The sequence below is a fragment of the Nostoc sp. UIC 10607 genome (assembly GCF_047228265.1).
GTDB classification, from domain to species: domain Bacteria; phylum Cyanobacteriota; class Cyanobacteriia; order Cyanobacteriales; family Nostocaceae; genus Nostoc; species Nostoc foliaceum_A.
In genome coordinates, this window is the sequence record NZ_JBIQNW010000031.1 from 29,766 (window position 1) to 46,579 (window position 16,814).

Genomic DNA, 16,814 nt, shown 5'->3' on the forward strand with positions numbered 1-16,814 from the left:
TTACGAATTACGTAGCTTGCTTCTCGTCGGAGGCGAGTATTACGAATTACGTTAGCGTAGCGGTAGCGAGTCCGCGAGCGTCATTACGAATTACGAATTACGAATTAAAAAAGGGGTGGTGTAAAAGAGTCATCTGTGGCTTAATTTGTTTAGACACAAATTTTACTGCTACCAGGGTAATCACGATGACAAATAGACCTCCTTCCGAACCGGAGTCATCCCAAAGAACTGCCCTTGGCTTTGATGAATTTATAGCCATTCTGGTTGCCTTCACCACTATCGGAGCGATTCTTTTTTGGTCATTGTCCCGCAGGGATTCTAGCTGGAACTTAAACGGGCTGCTTTCGCCTTCCTCTACTCCGTCTCCTAGTGTTCAGCCAAATCAAATATTGCCCTCCCCGACTCCCAAGGTAGAACCAAATGCAGCCCCCAACAACATTTTGCCGTCATCTCCACCTGAGGCTGTTGTGGAACCCAAGACACCTGCATTGTCAACTAACAACGCAACTTCTTCTCGCGCAGTCTTACCATCTGCTGAGGTAATCCTAACTCAATCCCCACAACCACAGACACCTGTATCCTCTTCAGCAGGGCTTGAGCCATCAATTACATCATCAGCATTGCCTTTAGTAACTCCAGCAAAACAAAAATCTATTATTCCGCCGCCAATAGCATTTAGCGATGTGCCCAATAACTTCTGGGGTCGGCGTTTTATAGACGTTCTTTCTTCCCGTGGGATTCTCAAGGGGTTTCCTGATTATTCTTTTAGACCAAATCAGCCTGTAAACCGCGCTGAATTTGCTGCTATCCTGCAAAAAGCTTTTGACCAAGAACTTACTAAGACTGCGATCGCATTTCAAGATGTACCAGCAAAATTCTGGGCTACTCCAGCAATTGACCAAGCTATCAGTGCCGGATTTCTCAAAGGCTACCCGAAAAAAACCTTCAAACCACAACAAAATATTACGCGAGTGCAAGTTTTAGTTGCCCTTGTTAGTGGGTTGAATTTGAAAGCACCCACTTCTCCAAATCAGATTTTAAGTGTCTATAAAGATGCTAAAGATATTCCAACCTATGCTGATAGCAAAATAGCTGCTGCTACAGCCAATGGTCTGGTCGTTAACTATCCAAATCCTCAAATTCTTGCTCCCAACAAAGTAGCTAGTCGGGCTGAAGTGGCGGCGATGATTCATCAAGCTTTAGTAAAACGGGGCAAGCTAGAGGGAATTTCATCTCAAAACATTGTGCGTAGGCGTAGCCCGTCGCAGGCATTGCCCAAAGTATCTCCAGAACTTTCGCAGACTATAAAACCGAACCTAAAGGGTAAATTGTCCGCTGGTGGTTCGTCTCAATGAACTTCGTAGAGAATTTTGAGAGAAGTCTGATCGCTGGAAGTCGGCGATCAGACTTCGGTGATTGGGAATTAGAGCGTACTCCTACACACGAGCAAGCTACGCCTAGAGTCTCGTAGAGAAGCGATAGTCAGATATTAAGCTTCTGGAATTTGTTTACCAACCACTTGTGATTTAAGAGTGGTGATTTCACTAGTTAACTCTTTCCTGGTTGAGGCTTTGAGTAAATAGCGGTAAACAAACCAGGCAGAGTAACCAATACCAATCAACTCAAAAGTAGGAGCTACCAAGGGGATATCATTCAAAGCATCTAATATTGCCAAGAGTACTTTAACCCCAACAATTGATCCCACAATTAAACCAACAGTGACCAGGGGTTGCTTATATTGATTAAAGAAGCTTCCGAGATATTCTGGCAATGTTGCTAAAAAGCTAGAAATTTGCTCCCCGTATTTTAGCCATTCGTCTTGAGACTGGGCGGGAGGCTGGAGTTTGGTAATGGTTCCCGTTTGGCTGTTGATTTCTGCCACTGTAGTCTCTTTGGATGCGGTTTCAGTAAATTCTTGTTCTGGCATTTTCACTCCCATAAATTTGACAGTTGAGTTTTTTTAATCTGGATAATTACAACCAAAAGGCTGTTGATTAGGTAATGCACAAGTGCATCAGTACAATTGAGTAAAGGGCACAAAAGGGTTTTAGTGTCCTATAACTATAATTGCCCCGTAATATCTACTGCATCAACTACAAGGTAGACAGTCAGTAGGAGGATAGAACTTAGAAGGCAGCAGGATGTATTATAATCAGCTTTCTGAGTTCTTTTTTGAATCAACTGGAATCCTCAGGTTGTGATTATCCCATTCTGTGTCATTTGCTCATAATCGTACTAAATCTAAGTACAAATCAGGCAAAAATCAGCCTACCTCTCATTTATATAAGCCTAAAAGCCGATTTTAGCTGATATTAAAGCTATCTTAAGCCGCGTTCGTCAATTAACGCATTCGTATTGATATTAATACGGAATAAAAGTTTTTGTGTATTCACATAGACTAGACTGTATAACTATTTTATGATATACGCGCCTGGGGATGAGGGAGAAATAACCAATACCTAATGCCCCATGAAGCCATTTGCTTCTCCATAGGAGTACAAGTCGGGTATTGCCCGCCCAACGCACTGGCTTCCCAATGCCCAACGAATATCAAAGCTTTTGTTTTTTTCCTGATTGTATTAATTTTATAAGGAAGCAGTAAGTTAGAGTAGTGGCGTACCTGATGGCAACAACTCATTGCTATCAACCGAATATTGAGAAAAGTGTTGTAGTAAGGAGAAGACGGTCTCAGATAAGTCTTTAGTGCAGTAAACTAATTCGGTGTTGCTAAAAAATGTGAATTCTACTCGCTATCAGTAAGTGTACTTAGCAAAATTGCTATCAAAACTACTTATACTCTATAAGGTTATGCTAATTATCTAGTAAGCAATGATTTTCTATTGCTATAAAAGAAGATAATGTAGATGTTAATCACCAATTAAAGTGTTTGCATAAGCTAGACTGACTTGGTGATTTTTGTGGGAAGGCCAGGAGGTTTGAGAAATGCCTTCCTCAAAAGCCAACCCCTCGCGACAGCAGTTCAGAAAGCAAAAAAGTGTCAGCCGAAGAGCCATCGACAGACGAACTCCCTACTATAGAATTTCCCTCACGAGGGAAACTCAAAGCCAGTTCTTGGCGCATCCATCAAAAAATTGGCTATGGGTACTTTGTAGCTATCGGAATTGGATTTTTTGGCTCACTGACTGGGTTAGTGATTGCCAACTACTACCGAGGAAGGGAAGTCAGGCAATTCAATCAAGCCTATGAACAAGGACAACTACTGAGCAATTATAAAGATGCAGTAGTAGGGGCACAATTACATAGCTCTAACCTAGTTGCTGTATTGGAAAATTCACAACAGCTACAAAACAAAAAAGCCGATTTTCTGAAGAATGTTGAAAAAGCCAAGCAACTAGAGTCAAAAATTGCCGGATTTATCGAGAGTAAGCCTAAAAGACTAGCAGCAACAAGTTCGACTTTACAGACTTTATTGCTGGATTACAAAAATAATTTAAAAGCTTACGTTGACCAAATCGAGGTCGTCTTAAAGGAAGTTGACTCCCAAAAAGTGCAGCCTCAGCAGATTTCCTCTGCCCGATCGCAGTTATTGACAATTATGCGTGGTGAAACAGCCATCCGGCTAGACCAGCTTTCTCAAAGCTTGACTAACATCTTGCAAACTGCTGAAGATCAAGAGCAAGAAAGGCAAAAAGCCGTTGAGCAGGCAAAAGTAGTTGAGCGATTCATTGTAATTATGAGTATGCTGGTTTCGGTAGCGATCGCAGCCATTGTCGCATGGCGCACCAGTCGGGCGATCGCTGAACCAGTTATCACTGTCACCCAAGTAGCAGAGCAAGTTGCAAGGAAATCTAATTTCGATTTACGAGCGCCCGTCACCACTGAAGATGAAATTGGGCTACTTGCCAAATCTCTAAATCGTCTGATTGAGCGAGTATCTCAGCGAACAAAAGAACTACAACAAGCTAAAGAATTAGCCGAAGCTGCTAGCAAGGCAAAAAGCGTATTTCTGGCCAATGTCAGCCACGAATTACGCACACCATTAAATGCTGTGATTGGCTTGAGCCAACTTCTAGAAGACGACGCTACCGATCTCGGCTTATCGGGAGATTTTATCACAGACTTAGAGACAATTAATGCTGCTGGTAAACATCTACTGCACTTGATCAACGAAATCCTCGACTTGTCAAAAATTGAAGCGGGGAAAATGACTCTCTATCCAGAGACATTCGAGATTGCGACGCTGATTCATAATGTTGTCCTCACAGTCAAACCAGCTATAGAAAAAAATGCCAATGTTTTAGAAGTGCATTTTGATGATCAACTTGGCATCATGTACGCCGATCAAACTAGGATGCGGCAGGTGTTATTAAACTTACTAAGCAACGCAGGTAAGTTCACTACAAACGGCAAGGTGACGCTGACTGTTAATAGAGAAAAGAATGAATTCCGACCGGAGGCTCCCTTGGGTATGATTACTTTCACTGTTACTGACACAGGCATAGGTATGTCTCAACGTCAACAACAGCAGTTATTTCAACCTTTTACACAAGGAGATACCTCGACTACGAAAAAGTATGGAGGTACGGGACTGGGTTTAGCAATTAGCCGCCACTTTTGCCAGATGATGGGTGGTGAAATTATTGTCAAAAGTCATCCGGGAATTGGCTCTACTTTCACCATTCGTCTGCCAATGACTGTGCAGGAATAAACTGAGTGGAAGTGCGATCGCCATTATCTTTGATAGGAAAACTAAAAGCGATCGCTACTGTCTGAAATTTAATCTTTGCCAAACTAAGTAATAATTATTACCTTGCCTGTATCCAAATCGTAACGACCCCCTACAATTTTCAATTTGCCCGATTCCAATTGCTCATTTAAAAGCTTTGAGTGCTTCAACCGTTCAATTTGATATTGCACATTGGCCGCCACAGCATTCTCAACCGCATCACCCGGCTTATTCTTAACCTTTTTCAGTGCTGGCTTAATTGCCTGAACAAAAGTACTGATATCACCAGGTAACGATTCGTTTTGTACAGCTGCGGTTACAGCCCCACAACGCTCATGACCCATCACCATCAACAGCGGAGAACCTAACAAGACAATCGCATATTCAATACTGCCGATCGCTTCATGTGTGGCAATATTTCCAGCAATCCGAATATCAAAGATATCTCCGATGCCCTGATCAAAAACAATTTCTGCGGGGACTCGTGAATCCGCACAACTCAGAATAGTTGCAAATGGATGTTGAGCTTGAGCAACTTCTTGCAACCGCAGTGCAGATTGATCGGGGTATTGGGGTTGATGCTGAACAAATCGCTGATTCCCCTCCATCAGCTTTTGCAATGCGGCATCGGGGCTGAGGGATTGAGTGGGGGCTGGGTGCTTTTCGTCAGCTGTAGCCTGTTCTACCCGCCAGAGTAAATCGCTGGCAGATAGCATCATCCCAAACGCCCCGGTCATTCCTAACTTTAAAAAGTCACGACGTTCCATGAAATGCTTCATTGAATTTATAACTCTCTTACATTGACGCGATACATCTGACAGAGCGAATTTCCATCACATCGGAAACGTAGCAAGTACCTCCGAACTTATTGAGGACTGGTCTGATATTTTCGACAACACGCTTGAGTTCTTCTGGCATACAAAATGCGAGAATGTAAACATTATCAAGCATGGTCATGTCTAAATCTTCTGTCGTTCCTCGTAATCCCTTACCAACTACATTGCGGATTACGGCATGGCTATGTACACCCGACTTATCTAAACTCTCTAAAATTTTGGCAAGCTCAAAGGAGTTGGCGATAATTTCTATCTTTTTAACTACGTGCATATTATTACCTCCAAAATAGGTTAATTCCGTAGAGATATAGCGGAATTCCCACAATAATATTGAACGGAAATGTGACTGCTAGAGCGGTAGAAACATACAGGCTGGGATTTGCTTCGGGAACAGTCATCCGCATCGCCGCCGGGACAGCAATGTAAGAAGCACTGGCACACAATACAGCGAATAACAGCGAATTTCCCGGAGGCATACCGATGAATTTGGCAATCACTAACCCAATGCCTGCATTGAGTATAGGAATTAGTATGGCAAATAAAATCAGGAAAACTCCGGTTTTTTGTAAGTCTTTAATTCTTCTGGCAGCCACCAGTCCCATATCCAGTAAAAAGAAGGTGAGAATGCCATAAAACAACCCTTGAGCAAAGGGTTCTAATACGTGCCAACCACGTTCTCCTGTCAAGACACCGATTAACAGGCTACCAACTAGTAGAAAAACTGAACTATTAAGAAATGCTTCTTGCAAAACTTCCGACCAAGCAAACTCTCGCTTTTCATCGGCGGTGAATATACTCACCAAGATCAGACCAACAATGATCGCCGGAGATTCCATCAGGGCCAGAGCTGCTACCATATAGCCATCATACTGAATACCAAGCTCACTAAGAAAAGCGCCAGCAGTGATGAAAGTGACGGCACTGATAGAACCGTAGGTTGCTGCGATCGCCGCTGCATCGTAAGTATCCAGTTTCCACTTTAAGATAAAAAAGGTGTAAATTGGAACAAAACAAGCCATCATCATTGCTGCCAGGAGTGTTAGAATCACTTCCTGATTAAGTCCGCTTTTGATTAGTTCTACCCCTCCTTTAAAACCAATGGCAAACAGCAAATACAACGAAAGGAGTTTGGGCACTGGTGGGGGAATTTCTAGATCAGACTTGACAAAAACCGCAGTCATGCCTAAAAAGAAAAACAGGATTGGCGGATTCAAAATGTTGGATACAATTAAGCTAAAATCCATATCCACCCCTCTTTATACTGGTTAAACCTGCAATTAAAGAAATTTTTCATTTTGAAAAATTTAACGGTTGAATCATCATTTATCGTGTATTGCTACCCAATGTCAATTGGGCACTTAAGGAGTGAATAGTCCTATTGGTGACAATACTCTCGGTTAGGTATTACAGTGTTTTTCAAGTAAATAAACCACGGGCTATGGAACATTGCCGTGTCTCTACGAAAATCTTTAGGGGCAATTCATGAATTGCCCCTACTGTTGACAACAGAACAAGTGAGAGCTTGCCCAGTATTTTTATGATGTTTGATTCCTCGTCGCTGATTTTACGACAGAACGCGCAGGAATAACTGGTCGCTAACTTATCTATGTAGAAAAGTTAACGTCTTGTCATGGCAATCATGAATTGCCACAACACAAACCTTGCCTAAATCTCAGTATTTTTTGATTTACAACAATATAAATCATGATACAGTACCATTCTGGTTAAGAAGATTGCCACACAATCTTTATTGACCAAGTTTCGTTAGGATATTGTAACCTGGGCAATAGCAACTCTCTATTGATGTGACGCCAGGCAATCGCTTTTTCACATCCATGACAACAACCATCGACTTTCTCAGTCACCTTAACCCTAGCCAACGTCAAGCCGTCGAACATTACTGCGGCCCGTTGCTAGTTGTTGCTGGCGCAGGTTCCGGTAAAACACGAGCGCTGACTTATCGCATTGCCAATCTGATTCTGAAACACCGTGTTGATCCAGAAAATATCTTGGCGGTTACTTTTACTAACAAAGCCGCGCGGGAGATGAAAGAACGGATTCAACGGCTGTTTGCTGAACAACTGGCTATGAAACAACACGGTCAGCGGTTGGATTTGTTGACAGAATACCAACAAACACAACTGCGATCGCAAGTTTACAAAAGCACTATCAAAGATTTGTGGTGTGGCACTTTCCACAGTCTATTTTCTCGCATTCTCCGCTTTGATATTGAAAAATACGTAGACGAAAAAGGACGGCGTTGGAATCGCAATTTCTCTATCTTTGACGAATCAGATGTGATGACTCTGATTAAAGAAATCGTCAATAAACAGTTAAATTTAGACGATAAAAAGTTTGACGCTCGCTCTGTCCGCTACGCTATTAGTAACGCTAAAAATCAAGGCTTATCGCCCCAAGAATTTGAGCAAGATCAACCAAATTATCGCGGACGGGTAATTGCCCAAGTCTACAATTTATATCAAGATAAATTAGCAGAAAACAACGCTCTCGACTTTGACGATCTAATTCTCGTACCGACTAGATTATTTCAGCAAAATGAGCAAGTTTTGGGTTATTGGCATCGCAAGTTTCGCCATATTCTCGTAGATGAATATCAGGATACTAACCGCACTCAGTATCAACTTATTAATTTATTAGTTACTAATGCCGAAACCAAAAAGAGCGAATGGGAATGGGAAAATCGCTCAGTTTTCGTCGTTGGCGATGCAGATCAATCAATTTACAGCTTTCGGATGGCAGATTTCACCATCTTGCTGGGATTTCAGGAAGATTTTGGTGATGGTTTAGTAGATGATGACACTCGAACGATGGTTAAGCTGGAAGAAAACTATCGTTCTTGTGAAAACATTCTGCAAGCCGCTAATGAACTGATTGAAAATAACACCCAACGGATTGATAAAATCCTAAAAGCAACGCGGGGGCCGGGTGAGCAGATTACTTGTCACAAAGCCGATGAAGAACTTGCAGAAGCGGCATTTGTGATTAATCAAATTAGCACTTTAGAAAACCAAAATCCAGAGTTAGACTGGGGCAGTTTTGCCATACTTTATCGGACAAATGCTCAATCTCGGCCATTTGAAGAATTGTTGGTAAAATATCAAATTCCTTACACAGTTGTGGGGGGAATGAGATTTTACGATCGCAAAGAAATTAAAGATGTCATCGCATATTTAAGAGCGATCGCTAACCCATCTGATACAGTTAGTTTATTAAGAGTTATCAATACTCCCCGGCGGGGAGTTGGCAAAACCACTATTGATGCTTTAATGAACGCCTCCCAACAATTGGGGACAACCCTATGGGAAATACTCAGCGATGAAACATCAGTTAATACATTAGCTGGACGAGCGACAAAAGCTGTAAATAACTTTGCCGCAATGATCAGCCGTTGGCAAGCACAAATCGGCACGCTTCCTGTAACTGAGGTTTTGCAAGGAATACTAGAAGATTCTGGTTACGTTCAAGACTTGATGAGTCAAGGCACAGATGAAGCCACAGATCGGGTACAAAACGTCCAGGAACTTTACAACGCCGCACTGCAATTTCAAGAAGAAAACGAAGAGGTTTCCCTGCGAGACTTTTTGAGTAGTGCTGCCCTTAGTTCCGATTTGGATAACTTAAAAGAAGGGCAAACAGCCGTTTCTTTGATGACTTTGCACGCTTCCAAAGGTTTGGAATTTCCCGTAGTATTTTTGGTGGGATTAGAACAAGGGCTATTTCCCGGCTACCGTTCGCTGGGTGATCCCGCATCTTTGGAAGAAGAACGCCGCCTGTGTTATGTAGGGATTACTCGCGCCCAAGAGAGGTTGTATTTATCACATGCGCGGGAACGCCGTTTGTATGGTTCTCGTGAACCTGCGATGCGATCGCAATTTCTCGACGAATTACCAGAAGAATTATTATCTACCAAACGCATGAGTCGTCAAAGTTATACTAAAAGTGCCTCTACTTCTAGTAGTAAACAAGACACAACACAGAATTGGCAAGTAGGCGATAGAGTACTACATAAAACCTTTGGACTTGGTGAAATTACTCATGTTTTTGGAACAGGTAATAAGATGTCTGTGGCAATTAAATTTTCCAGCTTGGGACAAAAAATTGTTGACCCAAGAGTAGCGCAGTTGCAACGAGTAGAGTGATATAGCCCAATACAGTTCAAAATGAGCAACAAAACCCTCATGTAGAGACGCGATTTATCGCGTCTTAAAATACCAATTATCTACACCAATAACCCTTAACTGAACCGTATTATCATATAGCCACAAATCCACGATTTTTCAAATAAGTCGGGGATCTTGTTTTTCATATTTTCATTTCTTCAAAGTGTTCAACAGTAGGAAATGGCTCATAAAAATGATGCAGAAGTTTTTTCCACTCTTGATACTCAGCAGAACTTCTAAATCCGACAGTATGAGATTCTAAAGTTTCCCATCTTACAAGTAATAAGTATTTACCTTGGATTTCTATACATTTATGCAATTCATGGGATAAATATCCGTCCATTGAGGAAATAATTTTAGAAGCTTTTTTGAAAGTAGCTTCAAAATCGAATTCTAGACCAGATTTGACATTAAGAATAACTGCCTCAAGAATCATAAAGTTTTGTGGTGAGAATTCGGCTAATTTTAACGCAATTGATATGCAGCCATAAGTTTACTAATAGCTACAGATAATTCTTCTTTGTTTATCAGTGGTTAGTTGTTTTGTTGCTAAACCGCCAAGTCATGATTATGGCAGCGATCGCTAAACCAATAGCCAGTCCCCACCAAAGACCAATAGCTCCATACCCCAACGAGGTTCCGAAAGTATAACCAGTGAATAAACCAATACACCAATAAGCAAAAATACCAATCAACATCGGAATTCGAGTGTCTTTTAGTCCGCGTAATGCTCCCCCCGCAGTAACTTGCACACCGTCAACTATTTGAAAAATCGCTGCCACTCCCAGCAATTTCACCGCGAGGGCAACCACATCTGCATTGTTTGGATCGCTGATGTCAATATAAAGAGAAATAATCGACTTTGGCACTAACCAAAATGTAATACCTGCTACACCCATAGATAGACCTGCAATCGCAATACCTACATATCCAGCTAGACGAGTAGCAAGCAGGTCATTCTGTCCAACTAACTGCCCAACACGTACTGTTGTCGCTAGAGAAATGCCTAGTGCAATCTGGAATGACATTGAAATTGTTTGTAAAGCAATTTGATGGGCAGCAAGAGCGTTTGTTCCTAATCGTCCTATTACGAAGGTAACAACGGTGAACAGTCCTGCTTCGACCGCAATCAGCCCCCCAATTGGCAATCCAACCTGAAAAATCTCGCCAATGATCCGGCGATGCTCTAGGGGAAAAGCTTTTTTAGATAAAGTTCTAAAAATACCGTAAACTGCAAACTGAGGCTGATTACATATATAAACTGCCAAAGTAAGAAACATACTCCAAAGTGAGAGTGTGCTTGCCCAACCGATACCAGCTAAACCCAGCGCAGGAAATCCCAGTTTGCCAAACATCAACACATAATTAGCTGTGATGTTGAGCAGAGTACCCAAAACCACAGTCACCATCACTAATTGCGGTTGCAACAGAGCAGAAAGAAAGCTTTTAAGTACTGCAAAGCCCAAACCAGGAATAAAACCCAGTGCGATCGCTTTTAAATAAATCTCTGCTATTGCTACTGTGTTAGCATCCTGCCCTAGTAAAAGTAGTAAAGCACCTCCATTGTAAAGCAGCAATGTAACTGGTATTCCTAGTACCAGAGATATCCCTAGTCCAAGCCGGACAATTGTGCCAACTTTTTCTCTATTTCCGGCTCCGTATGCTTGGGCAGCTAACGGACTGACAGCAGAAACGATACCACTAACGATCAACAGACAAAAACTAGAGAGAACAGCTGCCAAACCTCCAGATGCAATAGTCTGACTTCCCAACCAGCCCATCATTACCGTATCCACAAAAGCAGTTGCAGATTGAGCCAGTTGTGCTGCTGCCAAAGGTACGGCTAACATGAGACATTTTTTAACTTCAGAAAACATATGCTTATAACCCGATGTAAATAACAAAGGGTTTTTCCAAAATCTAAACCCATGTTCAGGAAATGTTGCTCCTGGGAACTTGAACCTATCTTAATGGAGTAAAAGGACTCCCGTTAAATTCGTTCGCGCTGCGTTCCGCAGGAAACACTTAATGAGTCATATAACTAAGCTGATTTTAATTGAATAATGCCTTTATCAAAAACACGCTTATCAGTAGCGATCGCAGCAACGTCTATCCTATCTTTATACACTTCATAAGAGGCAAAACTTAAATCACTGGTGGAATACTCTGTCCACTCAGAACGCCCTACAGGACGATTCCCTGCACCGGCACCACAAATTAAATAAGTTGTACCATCAATAGCACGAGTGCGTTCATAATTATGTTCGTGACCATTGATATAAAGTTGAACGCCGTATTTTTTAAATAGAGGAGTAAAAGTTTTAATAAAACCTGGATTATTCCCATAGACACCAGATGAATAAATTGGATGGTGGCCAAATACGACTTTCCAAGGAGCTTTACTAAGACTTAATTCTTTTTCTAACCAAGGTAGCTGGTTTTTCCAATCAGCATTACTGTTAGTATCTAAAGCAAAAAATTGCACAGAGCCACGGCTAAATGTATAGTAGCGTTTTCCTTTCATATTAAAGCCGGCATATTTGACTTGTGGATCACCATTAGCAGTACGAATATCGTGATTACCTAAACAAGCCTGAAATTTCACACCCTGCTTTAGCAAAGCTTGATAGGGACGCTCAAAAACTGCATTAATTTTCTCGATTTCGCCGTTATTGTAAATGTTATCTCCAGCTAAAACGACTAAATCATAAGGATTTTGTTTGTGATACGCGTTCATTGCTCCAGCCACAGCATACTGTCCTTTAGCCCCAGTCCCTGTATCAGCCACAGACACAAAACGTAATAACAAGTCTTTTTTGGCTGGGTTAGCGGCTAGAGCTGTTGTTAAATCCGTAATATCAGCACTTTGATGATTTTGATGAGCTAACATCCAACTGAAAAATCCTGTACCAACGGCGCTGAGGCTACTTAAAAATAAAAATTGACGGCGTTTTAGATTCATAAGTCACCAAATTTAATAAATGTCAGTTTAGCTGAAGCAATGTGCAATGAAGTGATACATTAAGGCAAAAGAAGGCAGCACCAGTAATAATGTACGTTGTTTGTCTTTGATTCGCTGCTTTTGGTGAAAGTTCCATGTCACAAGACAATCAGTCAAAACCGACGGATGAGCAGGTAAATCAACCTCCCCAAAAACCTTACCAGAGAGTTCAGTCAATTTGGAAGGCTAAAATTATCCAACTTCTCCGAGGGACGATTGGGGTTTTAGAAGTAACGGTGGAGAAACTGGAGACAGCACCCCCACCTGGTACTGAGGAAACACCCAGTTTTTTCCAGCAGCTTCTGTTGCGTTGGGGTGGACTGTTAAGGACAATCCGCTTGTTTTTACCATCAAATTTGTCAACAAAGTTATCAGATACAGCTTTGATGGGAATTGTTACTGGAATTGCTGTAGTTCTTGTTTGGACGACTGCAACTGTCTTTACTGGTAAACCTACTGTAGTAGCAACTGTTCCACCGATTGAAGAGGTTCCTACACCGACACCAACCATAACTACTCCACCGGAGTCAGTTGCACCAGAACCACAGCCGCCAGAGGAAATTACGCCACCGCCAGAAGTACAACAGCCACCACAGGAAATAACACCCCCGCCAGAACCCGAAACTGAACCGGAACCAATTCCCACGCCAACGCCAACACCAGCCATAGAATTGACACCAGAACAAGCCTTGATTGCAGCTATTGAGAATCAGGTAGCTGAAATTAGCGATCGCATTGCCTCTGGTCTGATAAAGTCAATTCAAGCTAACTTCCGCACAAGTAACTTGACTGTCAAAATTAGTAATGATTGGTACACTCTCAATGAATCTCAGCAAGACAAACTAGCTGCGGAGATATTACAACGCTCTCAAGAACTTGATTTTACCCATTTAGAAATTATCGACTCCCAAGATAAGCTGATAGCGCGTAACCCAGTTGTTGGAACTGAAATGGTTATTTTTAAACGGCAAACAGCAAGTTAAAATAATTCGTAATTGGATGTTTAACTTTAAGTATTTATGTTAGACAACGTTTCGCTATTGCTCCAAGCTTGTAAAAACTTAAATATCAGCTATGAAATTATTCATCCTGCTGAAAACTTATTAAAAATTAAATTTAATAATAAACAGCATTATTTTTGTAATTATAGTACTCCGTTAATAAATCAAGCAGTAGCACAAATCCTAAAAGACAAGGAATACACTTACCATATTTTAAAGCAAAAAGTGAAACTTCCTCGGACAGTAGGTTTTCTTTCCCCTTTTTGTGAACTCCAGTATAAAATTTACTTAAAATTTCCAACTATTCAAGATATCGTATTAGAAATTAAAGAACATTTTGAAACACCTGTTATTGTCAAAAAGAATTCTGGCGCTGGTGGAGATAATGTATTTTTATGCCAAAATAAAGATGAGATTGAAACTGCTTTAAAAGAAATTTTTAATATCAATTATAAAAAGTATGATTATGTTGCGATCGCTCAAGAATTTATTCACATAAAATTTGAATATAGAGCCGTTTTCTTAAATAAAGAGTTGGTTCTTCTCTATGAAAAAGATATAACTGATGCAAAATTTGCAGGTAATCTCAGTCCTCTCCACTGGGATGGTGCGAAAGCCAAGTATATCAACGACCCACAAATACTGTCAGAGATTGCTAATTTTGCTCAACCAGTTTTTGAAGAGTTAGACCTTGATTATGGTGGTTTTGATATTGTATTAGATCGAGATAATCAATATTGGTTAATTGAAATCAACTCTCACCCAAATTTTGGCATTTTTATTAGAGACAATGGAGAGGAGCATGTGTTGAAAATTTTTGAAAAAATGCTCGTTAGCCTAGCCTCAAATTGAAGAAAAAGACAAGGGGAAAGGCAAGATGGTTCGGTTAGGTTTTTTGATGAAAATTCTAGATCGCAAAGATACGATAAATCATCAAAAAGACGCGATAAATCGCCGTCTCTACAAAAGACTGATTATTGTAAAGACGGCGATTCATCGCGTCTCTTGCTTAACTCCTAACTTACCACTTTCATTGCCTGAGTTGGTATCCATACAGTAAAAATAGAGCCAATACTTACAGTTGATTCTACTTCAATTCGACCCCGATGGAGTTCTACAAGTTGTTTAGTTAAAGCTAGTCCAAGTCCAGTGCCTTCGTAGCGGCGGCGATAGGGTGTATCGAGTTGCTGAAATTTCTCAAACAGTAATGGTAATTTTTCTTCGGGAATGCCGATCCCGGTGTCTTCCACTTGAAAAATAGCAGTATCATCTTCCACCCAAAGGCGTAAGGTAACGCAGCCACTTTCAGGAGTGAATTTAATGGCATTAGTTAACAGATTCCAGAGAATTTGTTCTACTCGTTCGGCATCGGCGGTAAAGCGATCGCGCCTGGGATCGATTTGCAAATCAAGTTTAAGAGTAATTTGTTCACTTGTTGCCTTTTTTTGTAGTGACTTTACAGCATTTTCGGCAACATTTACCAAAGAAAATTCCGCAATATTTAAAGCTGCCTTACCAGCCTCGATTTGCGATAAATCGAGGATGTCATTAATCATTTCTAATAAATGTTCTCCACTATCGTGGATTGTTTGCAGATAACCCCGTTGTCGTTGACTCAATTCACCTAAAGGCCAGCGTAACAATGTAGAAGACATCCCAATAACATAAGTTAAAGGCGTGAGCAATTCATGACTGATAGTAGCTAGAAATTCACTTCTGAGGCGGCTAGCAGCTTCGGCGGCGAGGAGGGCATCACGCAGGGCCATTGTGCGCTCAATAACTCGTTGTTCGAGAGTTTCTTTTTCTTGGGTGAGCGTTTGCATTAACTCAGCTTGGTGAATTGCGATCGCTAATTGTTCTGCGATCGCAACTAGGAAGTTTTTTTCGCTATCATTCCACTGGTGAGGTTCATCGCACTGATGAGCAATCAGCAAACCCCACAGTTTATCCTCAAACATAATCGGTGCAGCCAACTTAGCCCGCACTTGGCATTCCCTTAAAAAATTCAGCAAACACTCTTCCAGAGCATAAGTTTTTTCGACATCATCCACAGCTAAAGTAAAGCCTTGGCGATACTTATTCCAACATTGAGAGGTTCGAATAAAGCAATTTTTTTCCGTGTAATTCAACACCGATGTAATAGCATCTGTAGCACGGGCTTCATAGACAATATAACCACCATAGTTGTGGCAGTATTCTAGTAATGGCTGATTATTGACTGACACAGAAGGCGAGTGTTTACCGTTGTTATTGTGTATAGAAAAATAGATTTCGGAAGGTTCACCAACCGACAGTTCCATGCCTGTTACCAGTGCGGTTCCGTTGAAGGGAATAGTGTCAGACTGGTATTGTTGAGTCTTGACTTGGGAACCTGCAAATTTATAGATTACTAATCGGTCTAATTCTAGAAACTCACGCACCTGTGTAATTGCCGTTGCCATAATCACTGGCAAATCCAGGCTTTTGCGGATCTGCGTTGTTACCTGATTTAACAACCGTTCTTGGGAAATCTGTTTTTTTAAAGCATCTTCCACTGGCTGACAGATATAAACTGTCGGTGCAGTTGAGCTTGGAGGTGCTATTATCTCTTGGTTTGGCTGAGTTAAGAGATATTCTAATAACAACAGCGAGAATTGACTTTGGAGTGTGGCATCATTGGGCCGAATAATTTGGCGATAGCCTTCGAGATTTTGGTGAGTGGAGGAATCGCACTCAAACAAGTCTCTCAATTCGTAGACAAATGTTGCGATCGCCTCTAAATTAAATGTCAAACTAGCATTGAGTGCCGAGTCAATTCCCTGCTCCCCTTCCTCCCCCTGCGCTAAGTTTCCTATCAACAGCGCACTAAACTGCTCAGAAACCACCAACGTAAACCTTTGCCTTTGCCATTCCACAGGTATGTAAATCCGCATCAATACAGCTTCTGTCAGTATCAGAGCGGCACTTCCCACCGTTTGAGCCATCTGTTCCAACAATTCCCCAAGCTGATTAAATACAACAATAGGCAAGGTTCGAGAAAAGCTCAAATCAGGAGAACTAAGCATTTTAAATCATTACTGGTAAGAGGGGGCTGAATGCAAGGAAAAGGTTTGTTTTGATTGTGCAATA

The 16,814-nt window shown here is 41.4% G+C and carries 13 protein-coding genes; 5 read left to right on the forward strand and 8 right to left on the reverse strand.

Translation table 11 applies throughout. From position 1 onward, the window contains the following. Positions 1 to 185: 185 nt before the first annotated feature. Positions 186 to 1,355, forward strand: coding sequence for an S-layer homology domain-containing protein (locus ACEYW6_RS22695; RefSeq protein ID WP_412981534.1), 1,170 nt, complete (start codon positions 186 to 188; stop codon positions 1,353 to 1,355). A gap of 134 nt (positions 1,356 to 1,489) precedes the next feature. Here ACEYW6_RS22695 and ACEYW6_RS22700 read toward each other — a convergent pair whose 3' ends face one another. Continuing rightward, positions 1,490 to 1,927, reverse strand: a complete 438-nt coding sequence (locus ACEYW6_RS22700) for a CAAD domain-containing protein (protein ID WP_190896212.1) — start codon at positions 1,925 to 1,927, stop codon at positions 1,490 to 1,492. A 1,068-nt stretch (positions 1,928 to 2,995) separates the two neighbouring features. On the opposite strand from ACEYW6_RS22700, the gene ACEYW6_RS22705 reads away from it, so the two are divergent. After that, the gene (locus ACEYW6_RS22705) at positions 2,996 to 4,669 is read left to right on the forward strand and encodes an ATP-binding protein (protein ID WP_412981535.1); all 1,674 of its coding nucleotides are present in this window, start codon (positions 2,996 to 2,998) and stop codon (positions 4,667 to 4,669) included. Between the two features lie 83 nt (positions 4,670 to 4,752). Here ACEYW6_RS22705 and ACEYW6_RS22710 read toward each other — a convergent pair whose 3' ends face one another. The 3 genes from ACEYW6_RS22710 to ACEYW6_RS22720 are packed head-to-tail and all read right to left on the reverse strand — an operon-like array spanning position 4,753 to position 6,767. After that, complete coding sequence (locus tag ACEYW6_RS22710) at positions 4,753 to 5,454, reverse strand: carbonic anhydrase (protein ID WP_412981536.1); 702 nt, start codon at positions 5,452 to 5,454, stop codon at positions 4,753 to 4,755. 28 nt (positions 5,455 to 5,482) lie between these two features. Continuing rightward, positions 5,483 to 5,794: a P-II family nitrogen regulator gene (locus ACEYW6_RS22715; RefSeq protein WP_412981537.1), complete on the reverse strand. Its 312-nt coding sequence runs from the start codon at positions 5,792 to 5,794 to the stop codon at positions 5,483 to 5,485. A gap of 4 nt (positions 5,795 to 5,798) precedes the next feature. Beyond that, on the reverse strand, positions 5,799 to 6,767 hold the full coding sequence (locus ACEYW6_RS22720) for a sodium-dependent bicarbonate transport family permease (RefSeq protein WP_412981538.1): 969 nt from the start codon (positions 6,765 to 6,767) through the stop codon (positions 5,799 to 5,801). 591 nt (positions 6,768 to 7,358) lie between these two features. Here ACEYW6_RS22720 and pcrA point away from each other — a divergent pair. Beyond that, a complete protein-coding gene (pcrA, locus tag ACEYW6_RS22725; RefSeq protein ID WP_412981539.1) occupies positions 7,359 to 9,683 on the forward strand; it encodes a DNA helicase PcrA in 2,325 nt (774 codons plus the stop codon). A 163-nt stretch (positions 9,684 to 9,846) separates the two neighbouring features. Here the strand turns inward: pcrA and ACEYW6_RS22730 are convergent, their stop codons facing one another. From ACEYW6_RS22730 to ACEYW6_RS22740, 3 genes are all read right to left on the reverse strand, one after another. After that, the gene (locus ACEYW6_RS22730; RefSeq protein ID WP_412981540.1) at positions 9,847 to 10,140 is read right to left on the reverse strand and encodes an antibiotic biosynthesis monooxygenase family protein; all 294 of its coding nucleotides are present in this window, start codon (positions 10,138 to 10,140) and stop codon (positions 9,847 to 9,849) included. Positions 10,141 to 10,231: 91 nt separating this feature from the next. After that, positions 10,232 to 11,554, reverse strand: coding sequence for an MATE family efflux transporter (locus ACEYW6_RS22735; protein WP_412981541.1), 1,323 nt, complete (start codon positions 11,552 to 11,554; stop codon positions 10,232 to 10,234). Between the two features lie 191 nt (positions 11,555 to 11,745). Then, entirely contained in the window at positions 11,746 to 12,666 is a 921-nt protein-coding gene (locus tag ACEYW6_RS22740) for a metallophosphoesterase family protein (RefSeq protein ID WP_412981542.1), read from the reverse strand. A 134-nt stretch (positions 12,667 to 12,800) separates the two neighbouring features. Between ACEYW6_RS22740 and ACEYW6_RS22745 the strand changes: the two genes are divergently transcribed. Next, positions 12,801 to 13,688, forward strand: a complete 888-nt coding sequence (locus ACEYW6_RS22745; protein ID WP_412981543.1) for a hypothetical protein — start codon at positions 12,801 to 12,803, stop codon at positions 13,686 to 13,688. Positions 13,689 to 13,724: 36 nt separating this feature from the next. Beyond that, positions 13,725 to 14,558: an ATP-grasp domain-containing protein gene (locus ACEYW6_RS22750; RefSeq protein WP_412981544.1), complete on the forward strand. Its 834-nt coding sequence runs from the start codon at positions 13,725 to 13,727 to the stop codon at positions 14,556 to 14,558. A 164-nt stretch (positions 14,559 to 14,722) separates the two neighbouring features. On the opposite strand, the gene ACEYW6_RS22755 is transcribed toward ACEYW6_RS22750, so the two are convergent. Next, positions 14,723 to 16,750 (reverse strand): ATP-binding protein, encoded by a 2,028-nt coding sequence (locus ACEYW6_RS22755; protein ID WP_412981545.1) that lies wholly within the window; start codon positions 16,748 to 16,750, stop codon positions 14,723 to 14,725. Positions 16,751 to 16,814: the final 64 nt, after the last annotated feature.

Coding starts and splice junctions, on each gene's coding strand:
- ACEYW6_RS22695 (WP_412981534.1), top strand. CDS start 186: ATGACAAATAGACCTCCTTCCGAACCGGAGTCATCCCAAAGAACTGCC.
- ACEYW6_RS22700 (WP_190896212.1), bottom strand. CDS start 1,927: ATGCCAGAACAAGAATTTACTGAAACCGCATCCAAAGAGACTACAGTG.
- ACEYW6_RS22710 (WP_412981536.1), bottom strand. CDS start 5,454: ATGGAACGTCGTGACTTTTTAAAGTTAGGAATGACCGGGGCGTTTGGG.
- ACEYW6_RS22715 (WP_412981537.1), bottom strand. CDS start 5,794: ATGCACGTAGTTAAAAAGATAGAAATTATCGCCAACTCCTTTGAGCTT.
- ACEYW6_RS22720 (WP_412981538.1), bottom strand. CDS start 6,767: ATGGATTTTAGCTTAATTGTATCCAACATTTTGAATCCGCCAATCCTG.
- pcrA (WP_412981539.1), top strand. CDS start 7,359: ATGACAACAACCATCGACTTTCTCAGTCACCTTAACCCTAGCCAACGT.
- ACEYW6_RS22730 (WP_412981540.1), bottom strand. CDS start 10,140: ATGATTCTTGAGGCAGTTATTCTTAATGTCAAATCTGGTCTAGAATTC.
- ACEYW6_RS22735 (WP_412981541.1), bottom strand. CDS start 11,554: ATGTTAGCCGTACCTTTGGCAGCAGCACAACTGGCTCAATCTGCAACT.
- ACEYW6_RS22740 (WP_412981542.1), bottom strand. CDS start 12,666: ATGAATCTAAAACGCCGTCAATTTTTATTTTTAAGTAGCCTCAGCGCC.
- ACEYW6_RS22745 (WP_412981543.1), top strand. CDS start 12,801: ATGTCACAAGACAATCAGTCAAAACCGACGGATGAGCAGGTAAATCAA.
- ACEYW6_RS22750 (WP_412981544.1), top strand. CDS start 13,725: ATGTTAGACAACGTTTCGCTATTGCTCCAAGCTTGTAAAAACTTAAAT.
- ACEYW6_RS22755 (WP_412981545.1), bottom strand. CDS start 16,750: ATGCTTAGTTCTCCTGATTTGAGCTTTTCTCGAACCTTGCCTATTGTT.